The sequence below is a fragment of the Chlamydia sp. 17-3921 genome, from assembly GCF_902705545.1.
GTDB lineage: Bacteria > Chlamydiota > Chlamydiia > Chlamydiales > Chlamydiaceae > Chlamydia.
This window is the reverse complement of record NZ_CACSHH010000007.1, coordinates 16,692-37,577: the sequence shown is the minus strand read 5'-3', so window position 1 is coordinate 37,577 and position 20,886 is coordinate 16,692. Positions and strand designations below refer to the sequence as shown.

The window sequence follows — 20,886 nt, the reverse complement described above, 5'->3', positions numbered from 1 at the left end:
ATGATTCTTAGAAATTTGGGGATTTTTACTATATTCAAAAATAAAGAGTAATATAAGAAAAATTCGATAACAAACTTTTTATTAAAATAATTTAAGAAGGTATCAAGAATGTCAACTTGTCAAGATATTAGAGTTTCTTCTACTATATTATTGAACTCCTTCTATCCAACAGTAGGGTTCCATGCGAGAGTTTCTAAAAGGGGCTTCTTCCTCCTCATTTTCGCATTTTAGAGAGGTTCAAAAAAGCTACTTCTGAGAACAGATTGTGACTTACGCAACAGTAAATAGTGATACGGATTTATCTTTAGCTTCGGACAAGATAGACGCCAATCTGTTGTTAAATAAACCTCTCCCACAACACATAGCCATTATTATGGATGGCAATCGTAGATGGCGACAACAACACCTGAATCTCTGTAGCCAAACTCAAGCTTCTGGTCATTCTTATGGAGCTAAAGTTCTTCCTGAGATTCTTTCTTCCGTCATGGCTTTGGGAATTAAAGTTCTTACCCTCTTTGCATTTTCTACTGAAAATTTTTCTCGGTCTCAAGAAGAAATTAAAGAACTTTTTCTACTATTCCACTCACAACTAGAAAAGCAACTTCCTTATCTCATAAAAAACCAGATTCGTTTACGTTGTATCGGGGATTTGTCAAAACTGCCTAAAAACATCCAAAAACAAATTTCTCAAGCAATGAAGGCAACCGAAAATTTTAATTGTTTGGAATTAGTTTTAGCAATTAATTATGGAGCCAAGGATGAATTAGTTCGTACTTTTAAAAAACTTCATAACGATCTAATTCACCAAAAAATATCTTTAGAAAATCTTTCTGAATCACTAATTAGTTCATACTTAGATACATCCGGACTCGCAGATCCCGATTTATTAATCCGCACAGGAGGGGAAATGCGTGTTAGTAATTTTTTATTGTGGCAAATAGCCTACACTGAACTGTATGTAACTGAAGTTTTATGGCCAGATTTTACACCCCAACATTTATTGGACGCGATTAGAGTCTACCAACAAAGATCTAGACGTGGAGGGAAATAATGCAACAACAACCAAACAAATTCAAACCTTTAATTTATGGAGATCTTTTTCAACGTGTTGTTGTTCATTCTCTAGTTCTAACTTTCTTAGTTCTTTTGCTTTATAACTCTCTAATTCCTTTAACTTCTTGGATTTTAGGGTTTATTGTTGCTATATGTAGTGCTGTTGGAACTTATGAATACGCCACAATGGCTCATATTAAGTGTCAATACCCCTTTAAAACTTACTCCTCAATAGGCTCCTTCATTTTTATTGCTATGAGCTTCCCAGCAATTCGTTGGAATTCCTATCTCCCTGAATACATATCCGTTCTTCCTTGGACATTTCTACTCATTTGGATTGTTATCAATATTCTCAGATCACGAAAATTAATTATAGGCCCCCTATTTGTCTCAGGGATTACTCTTTTTTCTATTCTTTACGTAGCAATTCCCATTCGATTATTTCTACACATTCTTTATGGTTTTTCTCACTCTCCTGAACCTTGTTTAGGAGTTTGGTGGGCATCTTTTCTCATAGCCACAACAAAAGGATCTGATATTTTTGGTTATTTCTTTGGAAAAGCTTTTGGAAAGAAAAAAATCACACCCAAAATCAGCCCAAATAAAACTATTATAGGTTTCGTTGCAGGCTGCTTGGGAGCAATGATAATTAGTGTCATTTTTCTTTACCAAATACCCACAAATTTAATGCATTATTTTCCCTATCCGAAATTACTCATTCCTTTAGGGTTAGTATTGGGAGTTAGTGGCTTTTTTGGAGACATTATAGAATCAATGTTTAAGCGCGATGCTCATCTAAAAAATAGCAATAAACTAAAAGCTATTGGTGGAATGTTAGATATTTTAGATTCTCTCTTATTATCAACGCCCATTGTTTACTTGATCTTGCGCATCACAAATATACAAGAGTTTTTAGGATGATTATCACTATAGATGGGCCTTCGGGAACAGGAAAAAGTACAGTAGCAAAGGCTCTTGCAAATCATCTTAATTTTAATTATTGCAATACAGGGGTTATGTATCGCACCCTAGCTTATGCTCGTCTGCAAAAACCTTGGGCTAATCTTTCTTTAGGAGAATTTTTAGCGCACCCTCCGTTTTCTTTTTCGTTTGCTGAAGGGCAATCTCTAGAATCATTTTTCGAAAATCGACTTCTTAACACAGAGCTGTTAACTCAAGAAGTTGCAAATATGGCATCACAATTAGCACAGCTAACTGAAGTTCGTAAATTCATGCATTCCCTTCAACGGAGCTATGCACAGCTTGGAAATTGTGTTTTTGAAGGAAGAGATATGGGTTCGAAGGTTTTCCCTAACGCAGACTTAAAAATATTTTTAACAGCAGATCCAAACATTCGAGCAGAACGTCGCTTAAAAGATCTTCCTAAAAACTCTTTGTCATATGAAGCTCTGAAGTTAGAGTTGATGCAAAGGGACACTGCAGATTCAGAGAGAACTCATGACCCCTTAGTCATTCCTAATAATGCAATAACCATAGACTCTTCTAATTTGACGATAAGCCAAGTGCTAGAGAAAATTTTGTTATTCTTATCCCCACTTAAGCCATGATTTTTCACATTTGTAAGTTTCTTACCAAAGTAATCTTCTCTCTTTTTTATAGGTTAAAAATTTTTGGTGTAAAAAAGAACTTCCTTCAAGGATCCGCTATTATAGCTTCTAATCATAACTCCTTTCTGGACCCCATAGCTTTACAACTCTCTATTTTTGGTTGTCTTCATCATCTTGCTCGCTCCACACTTTTCAATAATAATTTTACAGCGTGGTTATGGAAACAATGGGCCTGTCATCCTATCCATCGAGGAGGAGGAAACTCCGCAGCGTTTAAAATCGCATGCAAATTACTCGATGAAGGGAAGAAACTTGTTATTTACCCAGAAGGATCACGAAGTCCTGATGGACAACTTCAAGAGGGGAAAATTGGCATAGGAATGATTGTTATGAAAGCTCATGTTCCTGTAATTCCTGCTTATATTGGAGGATCCTATGACGCTCTTAACCGCAATATGAAATTTCCAAAAATTTGGAGAACGATCACAACGGTATTTGGAACACCTTTATACTTTGACGACCTTTTCAATAATGAAACCCTTTCAAACAAGGATGCTTATAAAATAGCAACAAATCGTATTATGGAAAAAATTACTGAATTAAAAGCATGGTATGAAGCTGGTTGTCATGGAGAGGTTCCTTAAAATGTATACTCTTCTTTCTGAGCTAATTTCCCTGTGTCGTCAAGCAATTACCGAGACTTATCCAAATCTAGATAATTGGGAACCAGAAATTACCCCGTCAACAAAAGAGCATTTTGGTCATTACCAATGTAATGACGCTATGAAACTTGCTCGAGTTTTAAAACAAACTCCGAGAATTATTGCTGATGCTATAATATCCCATCTTCCACGAAAAGACTTCTTTAGTTCTATAGAGATTGCTGGAGCAGGATTTATCAACTTTACTTTCTCTTCAGCTTTCTTAGAAAAGCATCTTATGTCGTTTGCAAACTCTCTTATTTCTGGCATTCAAGTTTTGCATCCACAAAAAATCATCATAGATTTTTCTTCTCCTAATATTGCTAAAGATATGCATGTAGGGCATCTTCGTTCGACCATTATAGGAGATAGTCTTGCACGTATTCTTTCTTATGTTGGGAATGACGTTGTGCGCCTCAATCATATTGGTGATTGGGGAACAGCGTTTGGCATGTTGATATCTTTCATAGAGGAAAATCCTCAAGAGTCGAACCTAGACAATCTCAAGAATCTCACAGAACTCTATAAACTTGCCCACAAACGTTTTTCTGAAGATGAGCAATTTAAAAAGCGTGCTCAACAAAAGGTTGTTGCTTTACAAGCAAAAGACCCTTCTGCATTAGCCTTATGGGAAAACATTTGTTCTATATCAGAAAAGGCTTTCCAACAAATATACGACATTTTGGATATCAAATTAGAAAAGCGTGGGGAATCTTTTTATAATCCTTTTTTATTGGATGTTATTCAAGATTTAGAAGCTAAAAATCTAGTTACGCTTTCTGACAATGCTAAATGTGTTTTCCATAAGGGCTTTTCTATCCCTCTTATGATACAGAAAAGTGATGGAGGTTATAACTATGCTACAACAGATCTTGCTGCTATGCGTTATCGTATAGAGCAAGACCGTGCTGATAAAATTATTATTGTTACCGATCTTGGTCAATCTTTACATTTCCAACTTCTTAAAGCAACATCTCTAGCTGCAGGTTATTTAAAACCTAATGTTTTTTCTCATGTAGGCTTCGGCTTAGTTCTAGACGCTGAAGGGAAAAAATTTAAAACTCGCTCTGGAGAAAATATTAAACTCCAAGAACTTCTTGATACAGCCATAAGAAAATCTAAAGAAACATTAAAAATACACCGTCCAAGTATGACAGAAGATGAGCTAGAGAAATTCGCTCCAGTTATTGGGATCAATGCAATTAAATATGCAGACCTCTCTTCTCATAGAATGAGCGATTATGTTTTCTCTTTTGAGAAAATGCTACGTTTTGATGGGAACACAGCAATGTTTCTCTTATATGCTTATGTACGAATTCAAGGAATCAAGCGTCGCTGTAATCTTAAAGAACTTTCTCTTTTAGGACCTATTTCTATCGGAGATTCTTCTGAAGTAGCGTTAGCACTAACTCTTTTACGTTTCCCTGAGGCTTTAGATTCAACGATAAAAGAGCTTTGTCCTCATTTTCTTACAGATTATCTGTATACTTTGACTCAAAAGTTTAATAGGTTTTTCCGAGACTGCCATATTGAAGGCTCTGAAAAAGAAAAAGAACGCTTAACTTTGTGCGCCCTAACAGAAAAAATTCTTGCAACAGGGATGAACCTTTTAGGACTAAAAACGCTTCAGTATTTATGACACGCACCTACAGATTCTGTAGAAAATAAACGAAATTTTGCTCCCAAGCTCTGTAATTTTTCTACCCAATTATAATAACCCCGATCTAATAGATGAACATTCTCTATGAGAGAAACTCCTCTCTCTACGATCAAGGCAGCCATAATATAAGCAAAACCCGCCCGTAAATCAGGAATGACTAGGTGAGAAGCTCTTAAAGGAGTCGCTCCATGAATTACCGCACTATGAGGATAGTTACCTGTAGTATAGCGACATGCTTTAGAGCTTAGGCATTGATGGAAAAGCTGGCAGTTTGCTCCCATTTGCTGAAGGCCTTTCAAATATTCCAAACGATTCTCATGAACTGTTTCATGAATCACAGAAGATCCTTCAGCTTGTGAAAGTAAAACAGCAAAAGGCTGCTGCCAATCAGTTAAAAATCCAGGGTGAACATCTGTCTCTAAAACCACACCTCCTTTTAAAGAACGCTCTTGAAAGAATTCTATTCCCGTGTCGGAAACAGTAAATCCTCCCCCTATAGAACGTAAAGTTTTAAGGAATGGAATCATAAGATCTTGTTTTGCATTTTTAACAAAGACTCTGCCTCCTGTCAACACTGCTGCCATACCAAAAGAAGCTGCTTCTATTTTATCTGATATCACAGTGTGATCTACATTATGAAACTCTTCAGCACCAAAGATTTCAAGAGTACGATCGTTATCCGTTGTAATTTCTACTCCAGCTTTTTGTAGGAATAATATGAGATCTAAAATTTCTACTTCCAATGCGGCATTTTTTATAATAGTCCTTCCCTTAGCACACGCAGATGCTAATATTAAGTTCTCTGTAGCTCCAACAGAAGGATAGGGAAGATTTATGTAGGCCCCAATAAGGCCATGAGGAGCTCGAGCATAATATCCATCCGCATCTAAAGAAACTTCAGCACCAAGCTGTTGTAACCCTTCTAAATGGAAGTTTAGAGCTCGAGCTCCTATAGCATCTCCTCCTAATATTGGGACATGAATACCTTCAGGACATCGGGTTAACAAAGCCCCGAATAATAATATTGGGATTCTATTTATGTGAGAAAAAGTTGAAGATACCCTTGATAAATGTATCTTAGGAGTTTGAATTTCTATAATTTCAGCATCTTTATCCCAAGACACTTGTGATCCCAATGACTTACAAAGGTTTACGGTTAAACGAACATCACCAATATCGGGGATATTACGTAAGATACTTTTCTGTGTCGAAAGTAAAGAAGCCACAAGTAACTTTGTTGTAGCATTTTTAGCTCCTGCAATTCTCACTTCTCCATTCAGAGAATTTCCTCCGAAAACCTCAGCAACTTGCATCTCACCACCTCTACTATTCGCAATATCTTTAAAGAAACGTTAACGCTCTTAAAGGTTAATTTCCAAGCAAACTTTTCTAATTCTAAAACACTAAATGTAATAACAACTAAAAAACAAATCAAAATAAAGAGAAATATAAACTTTATAAAGAGAAATATAAACTTTATGTTTTAAAATCTAATTACAAAATAAATTATTTTTATTTCTCTTAAAAACTATGACATCTCCTATTAATCCGACAACAACAACTCAAGTTACCCAGACAGGGACAACGACAACGACAACGATAGTTGGAGGATTAGGAGAACACTCTGTTACAACAACTTCTACAGGTCAAGCAGGAGCCACAGCACAAACTGCCCAAACAGTAGCTGATAAATCCATCTCTAATATTGCAAGTCAAGATCCTGCAGCAGTAAGCTTTGCTCCAGAACGAAGTTTCTCTATATTCCCTCCTACTACAGGTCAAGCAGGAGCTACAGCTGCATCATCTCATACATTAGGAATGCAAAGACTACGTCCATCCTCAACAACTTCTGAAGAAGCCGATTCTTCAAGTATCCTTGGTTCTGATGATGACGTTGGTAGTACCACAGGAACTTCCAGTCAACTTGATTTAGGTGATCTCTCAGATCTACAAGGTACAGAAAGATCTGCAGGAACTTTAGGAGCAGAGGGCCCTGGAGGTCTTCCTGACAGTACGATTCCCCCATACGATCCTTCAAGTAAAGCTTCTATTATTAGCTTCCTAAAAACCCCTGCTGTACAACAACGCATGCAAACTAAGGGAGGACACTTTGTCTTCATAGATGAAGCAAGAAGTAGCTTTATCTTTGTTCGTAATGGAGATTGGAATACTGCAGAATCTATAAAAGCCACTAATGCAAAAACTGGAGAAAACATCACTAAACCTGCAGATCTTGAAATGTGTGTAGCAAAATTTTGTGTTGCACATGAAACTATGCACAATGACTGGGAAAATAATATTCAGCCAAAAATGACAGATCGTGCAGGAGTGCCAGGAACTTACAGCCATCTTATGCTGAGTATGAAGTTTAAAACTGCAGTTCTTTACGGACCATGGAATGCCAAGGAAGCAAGTTTTGGCTATACTCCATCCACATGGCGTAGAGGAGCAAAAGTTGAAACCGGTCCTATATGGGATGACGTTGGAGGACTTCAAGGTATTAACTGGAAAACAACACCTAAACCAGAATTTGCCCTCGATCGAGAAACCTCGAGAACGGGAGAAAGCTCTGGCCAAGGCCCTTCTCCTATAGGAGGCTGGCCTCCTTATGCAGCCCCTGTTGTTAATGTTAATCTTGGAGGCATCTCAACTACGGTTTCAGTTGGAGGAACAACAACCACTGTTGGAGGAACAACAACAGGAACAAATCAAACAACAACAGAAGATGGAGATGATTGGGAAACATCAAGTACGAAAAGTACTGATTCCTCTAGCAGTACAATTATAGAAAAAGAACAAGTATTTATAGAGGAAGGAAACGGGGTTGATAACATGGCTCCTCCTCCCCCTCCAGGACCACCACCACCACCTGGACCACCACCAGCGACTAGTGGTAATGTAGGTTTTACAGGAATGTCAGATGCCACTCTCAAACAAGTCTTGCAAGCTGTAACACAACATAATAGCGTTGTTTGGGGGGCGGATGGAGAACACATTTCTGGAGCTAATCAAAACTTAGGGACAGTAGTGAGAAATGCTGAACAAGGTATCTTTATTCCAACAGTCATTCTTCTTAGAGGTGGTGCTGTAGGCGGAACAGGACAAGGTGGAGACGGAGGAGGAAGCGGTACTGGTGGCGTCGGAAGCTCAGGAGGGGGAGCTCAAGGTGCTGGTGGTAACAAAGGAACAGGAACAGATTCTCAAGTTGATAATAGAAATCTTCTGCAAAAAATACGTAAACATTTAGACGAAACCTATCCTAATGGAACATATGTTCCAAATGGAGTGACCCTTGGAGGCATTATCCGAGGTCAATCTGATAATACAACTGGAGGAACTACAGGCTCAGGAGGTTCTTCTCAAACAAACCAAACTAATGGTACTAGAGGAGGAGGACGTGTAAACACAAATTCTACAGCATCAAATATAATAGGCCAAACTAGCGGTAATGTTGATAATAAAGATCTTCTGCAAAAAATACGTAAACATTTAGACGAAACCTATCCTAATGGAACATATGTTCCAAATGGAGTGACCCTTGGAGGCATTATCCGAGGTCAATCTGGTGGAGATGGATTCGTTACAGCTGCTCCTCAAGCTGGTCCAGCTCGGCTTGCTGCTCGCGTAGTTCAAAGTAGTGGCACAGCATCATCTCAACCTCAGCCAATTGCTGCAGGAATCGTTGTCGGTGGGCCTGAAACTTCACAAGCAACTTCAAGAAGCTTACGTCTTCAAGCACCAGCGGTATTCTCTGAACCGGACAATCCTAATGTGAGGTCGTCTCTTACTTCTGCAGCACAAGAAGTAGCATCGTCTCTAAGCACCGTTTTATCTAGAGTTTCACAACGAATCGACAACCCATCTTCAGCTTTAACAGAACCTATCCCCAATACAACAACAGGACAACAACTTTTTGCTGCAGCAAAACAAGTTGCTACCTCACTATCCGCAACCTTAGACAAAATACAGTAGATTCTGATAAGAAGAACGTTTAAGCCATATTGTGATAGACCTCATCTACATCATCGACTTCTTCTAACCATTCAATAAGAGCGAGATTCGCCTTTCCATTTTCTTCACTGCAATCAACAAGACGCAAAGGTAAATAAATTAACTTATCTTCAATGCATTGAACCCCTTGAGCTAGAAGATTCTCTTTTACAGCAGCAAGTTCTGTAGGATCGCAAATAACTAAAAAATGTTCCTCATCTTCATTATCTATATCTTCAGCTCCTGCATCTATAGCCCTTGCGAGTAGAAGCTCTTCATCTATGGAAGACTTGGGAACATGACACACACCCTTACGAGTAAAAGTATAAAGAACACTTCCTGGTTCTACTAAAGACCCTCCACGCTTATTAACAGCAATACGCATTTCAGAAGCTGTACGATTCTTGTTGTCTGTCATAGCTTCGACAACAATACCAACTCCTCCATAACCATATAGTTCATATGTCACTTCCTCATAATTTGCTTGCTCAGAAGAAGAAGCTTTTTTTAAATTTCTTTCGATATTTTCATTAGGGATATTCTGATCCTTAGCTTTTTGTATAACCATACGCAAGCGTGCGTTAGATTTAACATCAGGACCTCCAAGCTTCACAGCAGAAATAAGCTCTTTTATAATCCTTGAAAAAATTTTTCCTTTCTTATGATCTGCTCGTTCTTTACGATGCTTTGTATTAGCCCATTTGCTATGTCCTGCCATGTATCTTACCTATTTTTCTCCGCTCGCAATAATACATTAATATGAGCCTTTTCCCAAGCTACAGCACGCTCGTATAAAGGAAAACGTTTCTCATATTCTTTAAATTTTTTCCCATGAAAAATGGTACGCCCTGATATAGAATATTCTTTAGGAATAACGCTATGCACCATTTCGTGATAAACAAGGTATTCTATAAAAAATTGCGGAATTTCTATACGATCTAAAGATCGATGAATCCGTATTAATTGCTCTTCCTCATGAAAAGATCCTAAAACCACTCTTCTTGCTCGTCCAGAAAAATCTCTACCGAACCAGCCTATACGAAGATTCAAAGAATCTTGAAATAACCGATGATTGATATCTTTATAAATCTCTTGTAAATCATACACATCTCCGAGAGAAAAATCGATAGAAACACTAGTTTTTAACAATCGTCTTTTAGAGCAAGAAGTCGTAGTCATAGAATGATGAGAAACAAATCGAGAAAAATACTTATATAGAAGTTTAAGGAAAGACATAGCACTTAAGGAAGTGTCATCAAAAAATCACGATATTTTACATTTATAAATTTTTTTCCATAGTGATCTTTGCAAGATAGCCTATCTCATCTTTGTAAAAGCGTTTTTGTCGTCCTACTTCAGAAAAACCAAAACGTTCGTACAAGGAAATTGCAGGATTTTCCTCATACACTTCTAAATAAAGAACTTCTAAATTAAACCGATTTTTTGCAAGGTGGCATAAATTATTTAATAAAGCTGTACCAATCCCTTTATTACGATAAGGTTCTCCAACAATTATAGAAATCAAAGCATGATGAGATACTTTAATATAGGGATTAAGAATCAAAGTTGCAACACCAGCAACCTCTCCGTAATACGTAGCTGTCAAACTACTATGATAACGATAAAAGCTCACCCAAAAATTCACGGAATCTCGGATTTCTGCTTCCGTTTTTAAAGGAAATCCTCGAAGAATTTTAGGATCATTCAGCCAGAGCTGCATGTAAGCACCATCAGCAGGAAGGGTAAAGCGTATCTCTAATCCCGGAATACCAGTGTGTTGAGTGTTATCTGTCATAGGGTTTCTCCATATTCTGCGAGGTAAGCTTTGATAAACCCATCCAAAAGTTCTCCGTCCATCATAGCTTGAATATTTCCAACTTCGTATCCTGTGCGAATGTCTTTAACAAGGGTATAGGGCTGAAAAATATAATTACGAATTTGTGATCCCCAAGCAATTTCTTTTTTATCTTTTCTTTCAAGAATACGTCGTTCTAAACGTTTCTGAAGAACTTGTTGATAAAGTTTCGCTCGCAACATCTTCATGCAACTTTCTCTATTTTGGATTTGGCTTCGCTCATTTTGACAAGACACTACAACACCAGTTGGGATATGAGTAATTCGCACTGCGGACTCCGTAACATTCACATGTTGTCCTCCAGCACCTGAAGAACGAAAAGTGTCTATACGTAAATCGTTTGGTCGAATTTCTATATTAATTTGATCATCAACTTCAGGGAAAACATCTACAGAAGCAAAACTTGTATGACGCTTGGCATTACTGTCAAAAGGAGAAATTCGGACCAATCGATGTACACCACGCTCTGCTTTTGCATAGCCATAAGCATATTCTCCAGAAAGCTTTATAGTGATATGCTTTATACCAGTAACATCCCCATCAAGACGATCGATAACTTCAGATTTCCACAAGTGTTTTGCAGCCCAACGAGAATACATTCGAAAGAGCATGTCTACCCAATCACAAGATTCTGTTCCTCCAGCTCCAGCATTAATTGTAAGGAAACAAGAATTTTTATCGACCTCTCCAGAAAGCAACCTTTGAGTTTCCCAAACAGCAAGCCTTTCTTCACAAAGAAGAAATACTTTTTCTAATTCCTGACAAATTACAGGATCTTCACAAGCTTCACGATCATTTAAAAAGAAAGTAATATCATCTAATTTACTCTTTAATTCGTAATAATCACTAATTTGTTTTTTCAAAGCTGCTATTTGTTCAGAAATTTTTCCTGCTGTAGCGACGTCTTGCCAGAAATTTTCTTGCAAGCTCTGTTCTTCTAATAACTGAAGGGTGTTTTCTTTTCCTTCAAGGTCAAAGAGACCTCCCTGCCAAAGCGAATCCTGCGATAAGAGTTTCTAAACGTTTATCTAAATTCTCCTTCATGACAAACCTAAAATTAACAAATTTCAGAAGTTTAAAAAAGAAGAACCTATAAAGTCAATTGTACGACTAAAACTCTTCCTTTATTTTAAATTATTCTTAAAAGTTTTTTTCCTTAAAAAATATACCGAAAACGAATTCTACTTTTTTACTTTGACGAGAAACCTCTTCGAAAGATAAAAAAGTTGCGATGAAGAGCTAGGGTCTCTTCTTACCACCTTTACTAGGAGTAACCAATGAGTCAAAAAAACAAAAACTCTGCTTTTATGCAACCTGTGAACATTACCTCAGATTTAGCAGTTATAGTTGGCGAGGGACCTATGCCCAGAACTGAAGTCGTCAAAAAAGTCTGGGAGTACATCAAAAAAAATGGTCTTCAAGACCCTAAAAATAAGAGAAATATCATCCCCGATAGCAATCTTGCCAAAATTTTTGGTACAGCCGATGCTATTGACATGTTTCAAATGACAAAACATATCTCTGCACATATAGTAAAATAAACGCTATAAAGTTTAGAGATAAGAGCTGTTACTCTTACGTGTTCCCTGCCTTTAATAGGCAGGGAAATTATCCCTAACGGTAAATGTCGTGCTAATTCCATTTTCTTTAACTGCAATAGCTTCTGTATGTGTGTATTCTTGGGCTTCTTTTATAGAGCCTAATCGCTTGACCTCATCTTATATAACATGGAAACTCCCTAAAAAGTTTTCCCATCTTTATGGTCTACGAATAGCACAAATTTCTGATCTTCATTTTCACAGAAATCTTCCTCAGAAATTTTTAAACAAAATTTCTGTTACTATTAAGAATTTTTCTCCCGACCTTATAGTCTTCTGTGGAGATCTTTTATGTCGTGCTCGTCTCGAAGAAAGTGGCCGCCTAGAAGATTTCCTAAACACCTTAGAAGCCCCTCTAGGAACCTTCGCTATCCTCGGCAATCATGATTACGAAGCTTACGTATCACGAAACTGTAAAAGTGAGATCACCGTTATTTTACCAGAAAATAGCCAACCTTTAAAACGAGCGGTAGTTTCTATTGTACGAGCTTTTTTCTCTTCCCCACACTACCGTTATGCTCCAGATCACACTCCTCAAAAACCAAACAATGAATTACTCACTTTATTAAAAAATACCCCTCTAACTCTGTTACATAATTCCTGCCATTTCATCTCAGACAAACTCAATATCGTCGGCCTTGGGGATTTATTTGCTAAGCAATTTCGTCCAGAAGAAGCTTTTGCTCACTATAATCCAACATTGCCAGGACTCATCCTCTCTCATAACCCAGACACAGTACCCGCGCTTATGAACTATCCAGGAGAATTTATTCTCTCAGGGCATGCTCATGGACCACAAATTTCTCTTCCTTGGCCTAAGGCAGCAAAAAGATTTTTAGAAAAACTCTCAGGATTAGAACACTTTCATTTTGCTCGTGGATCCTTTAATCTAGGGGGAGGCAAGCAACTTTATGTTAATAGAGGCTTAGGTGGATTGAAAAGAACACGCTTTTTCTCTTCCCCAGAGGTATGTTTTATTCAGTGTGGTCATGATTAGAAGCTCTTTAATTTTACTTAGTGGTGGTCGTGGAGAACGATTTGGCTCCTCAATACCCAAACAATACCAAACTTTTCACGGAGCTCCTTTAATCCTCCATTCTCTAAAAACCTTTGTAAAGATTCCTCAGATTAAAGAAATTATTGTAGTATGCCACTCCGAATATCAAGATATCTTTCAAGACTACCCTGTAATCTTCGCATACCCTGGAGAACGCCGACAAGATTCAGTTTTCTCAGGATTAAAAAAAGTTTCAAACCCATGGACCTTAGTTCATGATGGAGCTCGCCCTTTTGTTTATGCTGAAGAAGTCGCAGAGTTATTTGCAGCAGCACAGCAAAGCAACGCTGCAACTCTAGCCTCTCCTCTCCCTTATGCCATTAAACAACGAGCTTCTTTACAAACCCTAGATCGCGATTCTCTTGCGATTATCCACACTCCACAATGCATAAAAACTGAAATTTTAAAAACAGGCCTTCTTAAAGCCCAAGAACAAAATATTACTCTCACAGATGATACGGCGGCTGCAGAAATTCTCGGAGTCACAGCGAAACTTGTCTTTAATAAGTACCCACAAATTAAAGTTTCTTATCCTGAAGACCTAACTATAGCACACGCGCTTGCATGACTAAAGCAGCTCTACTTCTTGCTTATCAAGGAACCGCCTATGCAGGCTGGCAACGACAATCACAACACACGACCATTCAAGAAGTTCTTGAAACTGTTTTCTCCCCGATTTTAAATCATCGAGTCCCTATGGTCGCTTCAGGGAGAACGGATTCTGGAGTACATGCTTACGGACAAGTTGTGCATTTTCGCAGTCCAAATCATCCTCTATTTTCCGAACCACAACTTATTAAAAAAATACTTAATGCACGCCTTCCTAAAGATCTTGTTATTCGAGATGTTAATTTAACAAACGACAACTTTCATGCTCGCTATCTTGCTAGAGCGAAGGAATATCACTACACCCTCTCCTTGTACGCAAAGCCTCTTCCTTGGCAACGTCATTTTAGCTATAGTCCTCGTCATCAAATAAATGTAGATCTCATGCGCTTAGGGGCTCAATACCTTATCGGTACCCACGACTTCGCTTCTTTTGCAAATCTCGGACGAGAATATAATACCACAATAAGAACCCTCTATTCCTTGGACATTGAAGAAAATCAGGATTCGGTAAAAATTATCTGTCGAGGGAACGGTTTCCTCTACAAAATGGTAAGAAATCTTGTGGGATCTCTCTTAGACATTAGTAAAGGCAAATACCCTCCTGAACACCTTTTAGAAATGCTTTCAAAGAAAGATCGTCGCCAAGGACCACCCTCCGCACCGCCTCACGCCCTTACTTTGTATCACGTATGTTATCCTCCTCCCTATGATTTCTTCTGCTCCACACAATGTTGTAGTAAATTATGGAAAGAAGAGAAAACAAACAACTCTCGAGAAGCAAATTCCGGATAATCACTCTTAGAAATCTCAAACAAAGGGCTGATAGCAACCATAGTTGCTGGGATGCTTGAAAGAGCTTTTAATCCTTTGATGGAGTCTTCGAAACCGATAACACGATCTTCCTTAGATGCAAAAGTCTTATAAGCATAGGAATAACTATCTCCATAGGGCTTGGGTCGCGCATAATTCTCTCGCGTTACCCAAAAAAGAAAATATTTAAAAATCGTATGCTCTTTGCGTAAGCGTATAACGGCTTCTCTAGGAGAGTTTGTGACCACTCCAAATTTCTTCCCCAGAGAAACTAGATATTCTAAAAATTCTACCACACCAGGCATAAGCGGAGGGATGGAGTTTTCTAAAGAGGACTCATATATTTCATATCTTTTCTTAAAAATTTCTTGAAGATTTTCAGAAGCATCAGGATAACAAATAAGAAATTGCTCAGAGAAAAGCTCTCGCCCTAAAGTAGCATAACGATAATATGTTGAAAAATCCCAAGAGACGTCTAAAGAAAACTCCGCACAAGCCTCTAAAAACGCACGATAAAAAAAGGGTTCAGTATCTACAAGTAATCCATCTAAATCAAAAAAGAATATTTGATAATCTTCTATATTCATATTATCCTCAATAAAACGATAGCACTACTATATCCCCATCTTATGATTGTCTTAAAAATTATTTTTTGGATTTGTATAGTTCTATGTCTATCCGGCTGTTTCAATGACAATTATTTTCCTGGAGAAACTTTAGCAGAACGTGTGATTTCTCAAAAAGGCTGTCCAGTTCTTCTTCATCCTCCACAACAAAACATTGCTCCTCCAAGTTACTCCTGGCATTCTCCTTCTAATTCTGTTATCACAAGCTACTCCTTTCTCTGTCGTGGACAGAGCTCTTCTATAGATTCTTTAAAAGGATCCATCTACGACTGTGATGGCTTAAACCATAGCCTTACAAATGAAAGCTTTAAAGAAATTCATCCTAAGCTTATAGAAATTTCTCGTCTCCTACAGAAATCTTATTCTGAGCTTTCTGTATTAGAAGGTTTTTGCTGTGCTCGACATTTCCAATTTTTAGAAGCGTCTGGAAAACTCATATCTCCAAAAAACCTCCTTGGAAAAGCTGCGATTCTTGCTATTCCAGGACATCTCTCTATAGAATCTATTTCTAACGTTCTCAAAAATCTTTTTCCAACACCTGCAAAAACTTTTCAAATTTCTGATACAATTTTAGAATGCCTAGAATATCGCCTAACTCTATATACAGAACAAAATCAAACAAAAATCCTTATCGAAATACTTAGTTCTTAGATTTCTCTTGTCTTATTGGACAAGAACTCGTACACTTATGCTCACTTTATGCTGGTGTGGCGGAATGGTAGACGCGGTAGACTCAAAATCTACTCTTAGTAATAAGGTGTTGGTTCGAGTCCGATCACCAGCATGACTCCTTTTCATATTCAAAAAATTTTCAGGTTGATAATAAATCGCTTTGTGGCTTTTTTTAAGAAAAGTTAAAAAAATCTTCTCAGCTTCTTATGAATGAAAATGCTCTCTTACTCTTGCTCAAGAAGAAAAAAGGGCTTTTCCTTGCTATTCTAGACCTTACGGAAACCGAAGGCTCTTTAACAACAAAAGAATTGGAAAAAATTTTAAGACAAAAGAAAACACTTTTATCCTGCATTGAAAAAGTCGATCTTCAGATTAAAGAGTACTACCATAGCTTTTCCTCAGTTCTTCCCCAAGATATCCAACAAGAACTTTCAAAACTTCGACAGATCATCACACGAATCCTAGATATAGACAAATTCAACTATATTCAAAGAAAAAAAGAACTGGGGCTCTATGAAAAACAATAATTCCTCAGAAAACGTTTCTTCTCTCTCCTCATCTGAAGAACTATTAGAAATAAAATCTCGAATTACACAATCTTATAATGAAGCCAATACAATTCTCAAAGCTATTCCTGATGGGATTCTACTAATTTCTGACCTAGGAGATATTCTCATTTGTAATTCTCAAGCTCGAGAAATTCTTGAAATCCCAGAGAACACCGAAATCCTTAATCACTCTTTTAGACAAGTCTTCCCAGACACTTTCTTTGGATTTTCTATTCAAGAAGCCTTAAAATCTCTCTCTACACCAAAAACTTTGCGTCTATCTCTACATCATAATTCTCTAGAGAAAGAAGTCGAAATTTTTGTTAGGAAAAACGAAAGTAACGGTTATCTCTTTATACAGATCCGTAACCGTTCAGAATATAAACAACTTGAAAATGCTATCGAAAAATATAAAAACATTGCAGAACTTGGTAAAATGACTGCAACTCTAGCACACGAAATCCGTAATCCCTTAAGTGGAATTGCAGGATTTGCTTCTATGCTTCAAGAAGAAATCTCTTCTCCACGCCATCAACGTATGCTAGCATCCATTATCTCAGGGACTCATTCTCTAAATAATTTAGTCTCTTCCATGTTAGAATATACAAAATCTCAACCATTAAATCTTCAGACTATAGACCTTCAAAGTTTCTTTTCCTCTCTCATTCCACCTCTTTCCGTAGCATTCCCCTTATGCCGTTTTGAAAGAAAATCTTCTCAACCTTTACTACGCTCTATAGATCCCGATCGCATAAATAGCGTTATTTGGAATCTCGTAAAAAATGCCACAGAAGCAAGTGAAGGAACAGCTATCCTTACTCTTCACCGTTCTGGAGATATCTCTGTGGCGAATCCTGGAGAGCTCTCTTCTGAAGTATTGACAAAACTATTTACACCTTTTTTCACAACTAAAGTTCATGGCAATGGTCTCGGTCTTGCAGAAGCACAAAAAACCATGCGACTGCATGGTGGAGAAATTTTTGTTGAAAGCTCTCTCTCTACAATAATTTTCACTTTAAGGCTTCCGACACTTCAAAAAAAAACTCAAGAATAATCTGGAAAGTGTCTATCAACTCTTGGGTAACGAGCTCGGGATTGTGCAATATAGGCCTCAATTCCCATCACACGAGCGTTATGAATTTCTTCAGGGCTCAAAATTCTAGGAAACTCTGTCCGAGATCTTTCTCGGATTAACATTTGTATTATCTCTACAAAATTATCCCAAGTATCATTTCCACAACGAAGGAAATCTAAAAGACTCAAAGAATTCACAATATCCTCAGAGCCTATACTACCTAATACTAGAGGAATTTTTCCTGAAAAGCAGGACATTACTTGTAAAAATTCTCTTTCTTCAGGAGTAAGACCTTCTAATAAACCACCAAGGTTTCCATGCATCTGCCTCAAACATGAAAGTAAAAACGCACACCAACGATCTAAATCCGTGAACAACGGTAAATTTGCAATATCTGAAAAATTCTCCAATATCCATTTTCTCATTAGTAGATAAGCTTGAGCTAGCCTAGTATTTTTTCCACGATGAGCGTCAAAAATATCTCTAGCCTCAGTTTCTCTAATTTGACGATCTCCTATTTCTACATTTAAAGCTTCGACTAAAGCTTGTATCTCTTCTATTGTCATAGTTCCTAATAAAGCTAAAAACCACTCTCGTAAACAACGCTTCTGGATAAGCTCTTGTCGTTGAGCTTCTGTAGACTCTTGGATTAATCCTGCTTCGAGACATTCTCCAGGTTTAAGCCAATGGCAGGAAATCATTCGACCTATAAAACAAAAGAAACGTGGTGATACAAAAGCTAAAATTCTTCCTATATCCTGTGTAAGAAGTTCTGCTTTCTTTTCAGACTTTATATGGGGAGAAAACTGTATAACTTGGTGCGCAACGCACGTTAAAGCTTCAGAATCTCCTTTAGCGGTGAAATCCAGAGTCTCTCTCAAGAGGTTTTCTAAGTGCTGGATATTTTCTTGTAGTCTAACTCGCTCTTGTTCATATTTTTCTCGATTTTCTTCTATCTGCTGTTCTAATCCTGTTCTTTCCCTATTCCAATTCTCTCGAACAGTTTCATAAGTTTGTCGCAAAGCTACTAGCTCTCTTGCAGTCCGTTTTCCTTCTTCTTCTTCTAAATTGCGAGCAACTCTAGCGGCTTCAATAAGACGTCTTTGAGCTTCTAGTTCTGCTTCTAAATTTTGATTTCTTTGTTCTAGGTTATTCATAGCTAAACGTAGGCGATTGCGTTCTTCTATAAGAGGGGCATTCCTTGCTATAATCTCTTCTTGCTCAGCAATAAGTGCTTGTGCATTTTCAACTTTGTAAGTCATCGTAGTTAACTCTGCATGAAGCTCTCGCAATTCCTGTTTCAGATCCTTAACCTGTTGCTCAAGAGCTGCAGAAATTCCCACAGAAGTTGCTAAATCAGTTTCTACTTCTAGAAGACGTTTTTGAACGGTGCGTAACTCAGCAATTGTTAATTCAAGTTGAATCTGTAAAGCCTCTCTACCTTCCTCCTCTTCTTCTTTCGGTAGAGCTGCACGAAGTTCTTCAATTGCCTTTTCAAGATTTAAGATTTTTTGTTGAAGCTCTGAAATCTGCTGCTTTAATGCCACACTCTCATTTTGAAGTGTTTGTTTTTCTAGACAAACTACCTTATAATCTTTCTTCAACTGTAAGAAATTAGTCCTTTCAGTCTCTCTTCGTTCTAATTCTTCTTGAAGTTCTGATAAACGAAACTTTACTCTTAATAAAGTCTCTTCTAAACCTTTTACTTCTAAAGTTCTTTCTTTTAATTTCTTATGAAGACTTGTTACATCTTCTTGAAGTTGTTGTTCAAGATTAGTAAACTTAGCACGAACCTCGTCATGATCCTTTTGAGATTCTTCTAATAATCCTTCTGAAATGCGTATCTGTAAGGATTTTTCAATAATCTCCCTTTTCAAATCCGAGATTCTTTGAAGTAACTCAAGATACTTTTTTTTATACTCACGATAAAATAAGTATCCTGCATCAGGGAGGAGCTTCTCATTATGAATTCTTTTATCTATACAACGAATTTTCTCTCGTTTCTTTGCTTCTTTGACATCTATAATTAAAATATCTGCATTTACATCTGTTATTAATTTAACAAGACAAGACTGACGTGCTAGCAATGCATCTACTTCCTGCATCAATTTATTAGTGAGCGAGACAAGGTTTGTGTCTGCTTTCAATAAAGAACTGATCTTATGAAGTTTTTGTAAAATTTCTGAAAATTCTTTGTGAAATTCCCTGAGTTTCTCTGTTAACTCTTTTCGTTTTACGCAAAAACTTTGCAATTCTTGCATTAACAAATCTTTCTGATTTCGAAGCGAAGAAACTTCTGCATCTTCATCTCGAAGTTTCAAGATACCTGAGATATGATCTCTATAAGCTCGATAAAGTAATTCAAGCTGATCTGCAAGGACACTTTGTAATTCGCGCAATTCCACAAGCTTCAAAAAGTTTTCTGCTCGTCCTCCTGCTTCTGTAAGTTTTCGATATAAACATATTTCTCGAAAACGCAATTCTCGATCGAACTCGCCGAGTCGCTTTTCTTTGTCTCGAATTATTTTTTCTATTTCCACTTCCTTTTCGAAACCTTGTGTCACTAAAGCCTTTACTTGCGTCTGAGCCAACAATAAAGATAACTGCTTTTGCAAATCTTCAATAACAAAGTCCTCAGTAAAGGGAAGTGTTTTTATTTTGCGACGGCTATCAGACAAACATAGCAACGCCGTGATTCCAAATAAAACTAAACCAAGAAGTATCGGAGTTAATCCCACAATTATAGGTGTTGTTGGAAGAAGAAAAAGAACAAGCGCACCACTCATAATGGATAGAAGTGCTAAACAAATTATAGTAATTTTGATAAGACAGCGGTCTAAATTACTCTGGGGAACATAATCAGCTTCCCCTCTTTCTAAAGGAGTTAATGGAGAGAATATAGTATATGAACTAGCCATTTCCCCTTCCTGAACAGTGTTTAAAAAAACAGCAATCTAAGAAAGCTGCAACTGTTTCAGTTTAAGATAAAGGCAGAAAAACACAAGTGTTTTAAAAAAAATTCTTACATTCAACCTTTGCTTCCATTTCAAAGATTCAGTAAAAA

General features: G+C 37.4%; 20 protein-coding genes and 1 tRNA gene. 14 read left to right on the top strand and 7 right to left on the bottom strand.

Going from position 1 to position 20,886, the window contains the following annotated elements; all coding sequences use genetic code 11:
- The first annotated feature begins 265 nt into the window (after positions 1 to 265).
- Genes JMS40_RS02265 through argS form a run of 5 tightly spaced genes read left to right on the top strand, consistent with a single transcriptional unit; the run spans position 266 to position 4,961 of the window.
- The gene (locus tag JMS40_RS02265) at positions 266 to 1,051 is read left to right on the top strand and encodes an isoprenyl transferase (protein WP_201456657.1); all 786 of its coding nucleotides are present in this window, start codon (positions 266 to 268) and stop codon (positions 1,049 to 1,051) included.
- Positions 1,051 to 1,974 (top strand): phosphatidate cytidylyltransferase, encoded by a 924-nt coding sequence (locus tag JMS40_RS02260; protein WP_201456656.1) that lies wholly within the window; start codon positions 1,051 to 1,053, stop codon positions 1,972 to 1,974. The genes JMS40_RS02265 and JMS40_RS02260 overlap by 1 nt, the downstream gene beginning before the upstream one ends.
- Positions 1,971 to 2,621, top strand: a complete 651-nt coding sequence (gene cmk, locus JMS40_RS02255; protein WP_201456655.1) for a (d)CMP kinase — start codon at positions 1,971 to 1,973, stop codon at positions 2,619 to 2,621. The genes JMS40_RS02260 and cmk overlap by 4 nt, the downstream gene beginning before the upstream one ends.
- Positions 2,618 to 3,265, top strand: coding sequence for a lysophospholipid acyltransferase family protein (locus JMS40_RS02250; RefSeq protein WP_201456654.1), 648 nt, complete (start codon positions 2,618 to 2,620; stop codon positions 3,263 to 3,265). The genes cmk and JMS40_RS02250 overlap by 4 nt, the downstream gene beginning before the upstream one ends.
- A gap of 1 nt (position 3,266) precedes the next feature.
- Entirely contained in the window at positions 3,267 to 4,961 is a 1,695-nt protein-coding gene (gene argS / locus JMS40_RS02245; RefSeq protein ID WP_201456661.1) for an arginine--tRNA ligase, read from the top strand.
- Here the strand turns inward: argS and murA are convergent.
- Positions 4,949 to 6,295 carry a UDP-N-acetylglucosamine 1-carboxyvinyltransferase gene (gene murA, locus JMS40_RS02240; RefSeq protein WP_201456653.1) on the bottom strand — a complete coding sequence of 449 codons (1,347 nt, stop codon included), beginning with the start codon at positions 6,293 to 6,295 and terminating at the stop codon, positions 4,949 to 4,951. The genes argS and murA overlap by 13 nt on opposite strands.
- A 217-nt stretch (positions 6,296 to 6,512) precedes the next feature.
- Here murA and tarP point away from each other — a divergent pair, with 217 nt between their 5' ends.
- On the top strand, positions 6,513 to 8,954 hold the full coding sequence (tarP, locus tag JMS40_RS02235; RefSeq protein WP_201456652.1) for a type III secretion system actin-recruiting effector Tarp: 2,442 nt from the start codon (positions 6,513 to 6,515) through the stop codon (positions 8,952 to 8,954).
- Between the two features lie 19 nt (positions 8,955 to 8,973).
- On the opposite strand, the gene JMS40_RS02230 is transcribed toward tarP, so the two are convergent.
- From JMS40_RS02230 to prfB, 4 genes are all read right to left on the bottom strand, one after another.
- Complete coding sequence (locus JMS40_RS02230) at positions 8,974 to 9,690, bottom strand: YebC/PmpR family DNA-binding transcriptional regulator (protein WP_201456651.1); 717 nt, start codon at positions 9,688 to 9,690, stop codon at positions 8,974 to 8,976.
- Positions 9,691 to 9,695: 5 nt separating this feature from the next.
- Complete coding sequence (locus JMS40_RS02225; RefSeq protein WP_236558934.1) at positions 9,696 to 10,208, bottom strand: M48 family metallopeptidase; 513 nt, start codon at positions 10,206 to 10,208, stop codon at positions 9,696 to 9,698.
- Between the two features lie 43 nt (positions 10,209 to 10,251).
- Positions 10,252 to 10,767 (bottom strand): GNAT family N-acetyltransferase, encoded by a 516-nt coding sequence (locus JMS40_RS02220; protein WP_201456650.1) that lies wholly within the window; start codon positions 10,765 to 10,767, stop codon positions 10,252 to 10,254.
- A protein-coding gene (prfB, locus tag JMS40_RS02215; protein ID WP_201456649.1) for a peptide chain release factor 2 occupies positions 10,764 to 11,871 on the bottom strand; the annotation gives its coding sequence in 2 pieces (ribosomal slippage) (positions 10,764 to 11,808 and positions 11,807 to 11,871; 1,110 coding nt in all). The genes JMS40_RS02220 and prfB overlap by 4 nt, the downstream gene beginning before the upstream one ends.
- A gap of 233 nt (positions 11,872 to 12,104) precedes the next feature.
- Here prfB and JMS40_RS02210 point away from each other — a divergent pair.
- The 4 genes from JMS40_RS02210 to truA all read left to right on the top strand — a co-directional run bounded on the left by JMS40_RS02210 (position 12,105) and on the right by truA (position 14,883).
- Positions 12,105 to 12,368 carry an SWIB/MDM2 domain-containing protein gene (locus tag JMS40_RS02210; RefSeq protein WP_201456648.1) on the top strand — a complete coding sequence of 88 codons (264 nt, stop codon included), beginning with the start codon at positions 12,105 to 12,107 and terminating at the stop codon, positions 12,366 to 12,368.
- An 88-nt stretch (positions 12,369 to 12,456) separates the two neighbouring features.
- Complete coding sequence (gene lpxG, locus JMS40_RS02205) at positions 12,457 to 13,422, top strand: UDP-2,3-diacylglucosamine diphosphatase LpxG (RefSeq protein ID WP_201456647.1); 966 nt, start codon at positions 12,457 to 12,459, stop codon at positions 13,420 to 13,422.
- Positions 13,415 to 14,050, top strand: coding sequence for a 2-C-methyl-D-erythritol 4-phosphate cytidylyltransferase (ispD, locus tag JMS40_RS02200; RefSeq protein WP_201456646.1), 636 nt, complete (start codon positions 13,415 to 13,417; stop codon positions 14,048 to 14,050). The genes lpxG and ispD overlap by 8 nt, the downstream gene beginning before the upstream one ends.
- A complete protein-coding gene (gene truA, locus JMS40_RS02195) occupies positions 14,047 to 14,883 on the top strand; it encodes a tRNA pseudouridine(38-40) synthase TruA (protein WP_201456645.1) in 837 nt (278 codons plus the stop codon). Before ispD ends, truA begins: the two co-directional genes overlap by 4 nt.
- Here the strand turns inward: truA and JMS40_RS02190 are convergent.
- Complete coding sequence (locus tag JMS40_RS02190; RefSeq protein ID WP_201456644.1) at positions 14,796 to 15,488, bottom strand: HAD family phosphatase; 693 nt, start codon at positions 15,486 to 15,488, stop codon at positions 14,796 to 14,798. The genes truA and JMS40_RS02190 overlap by 88 nt on opposite strands.
- Between JMS40_RS02190 and JMS40_RS02185 the strand changes: the two genes are divergently transcribed.
- The 4 genes from JMS40_RS02185 (at position 15,468) to JMS40_RS02170 (ending at position 17,801) form a co-directional block, all read left to right on the top strand.
- Positions 15,468 to 16,178, top strand: a complete 711-nt coding sequence (locus tag JMS40_RS02185) for a hypothetical protein (RefSeq protein ID WP_236558933.1) — start codon at positions 15,468 to 15,470, stop codon at positions 16,176 to 16,178. The two genes, JMS40_RS02190 and JMS40_RS02185, sit on opposite strands and share 21 nt — an antisense overlap.
- A 50-nt stretch (positions 16,179 to 16,228) precedes the next feature.
- Positions 16,229 to 16,311: transfer RNA gene (locus tag JMS40_RS02180), tRNA-Leu, on the top strand.
- Between the two features lie 94 nt (positions 16,312 to 16,405).
- Positions 16,406 to 16,726: a hypothetical protein gene (locus JMS40_RS02175; RefSeq protein WP_201456642.1), complete on the top strand. Its 321-nt coding sequence runs from the start codon at positions 16,406 to 16,408 to the stop codon at positions 16,724 to 16,726.
- On the top strand, positions 16,713 to 17,801 hold the full coding sequence (locus tag JMS40_RS02170; protein WP_201456641.1) for a nitrogen regulation protein NR(II): 1,089 nt from the start codon (positions 16,713 to 16,715) through the stop codon (positions 17,799 to 17,801). Before JMS40_RS02175 ends, JMS40_RS02170 begins: the two co-directional genes overlap by 14 nt.
- On the opposite strand, the gene JMS40_RS02165 is transcribed toward JMS40_RS02170, so the two are convergent.
- Complete coding sequence (locus JMS40_RS02165; protein ID WP_201456640.1) at positions 17,792 to 20,740, bottom strand: hypothetical protein; 2,949 nt, start codon at positions 20,738 to 20,740, stop codon at positions 17,792 to 17,794. The genes JMS40_RS02170 and JMS40_RS02165 overlap by 10 nt on opposite strands.
- Between the last annotated feature and the right edge of the window lie 146 nt (positions 20,741 to 20,886).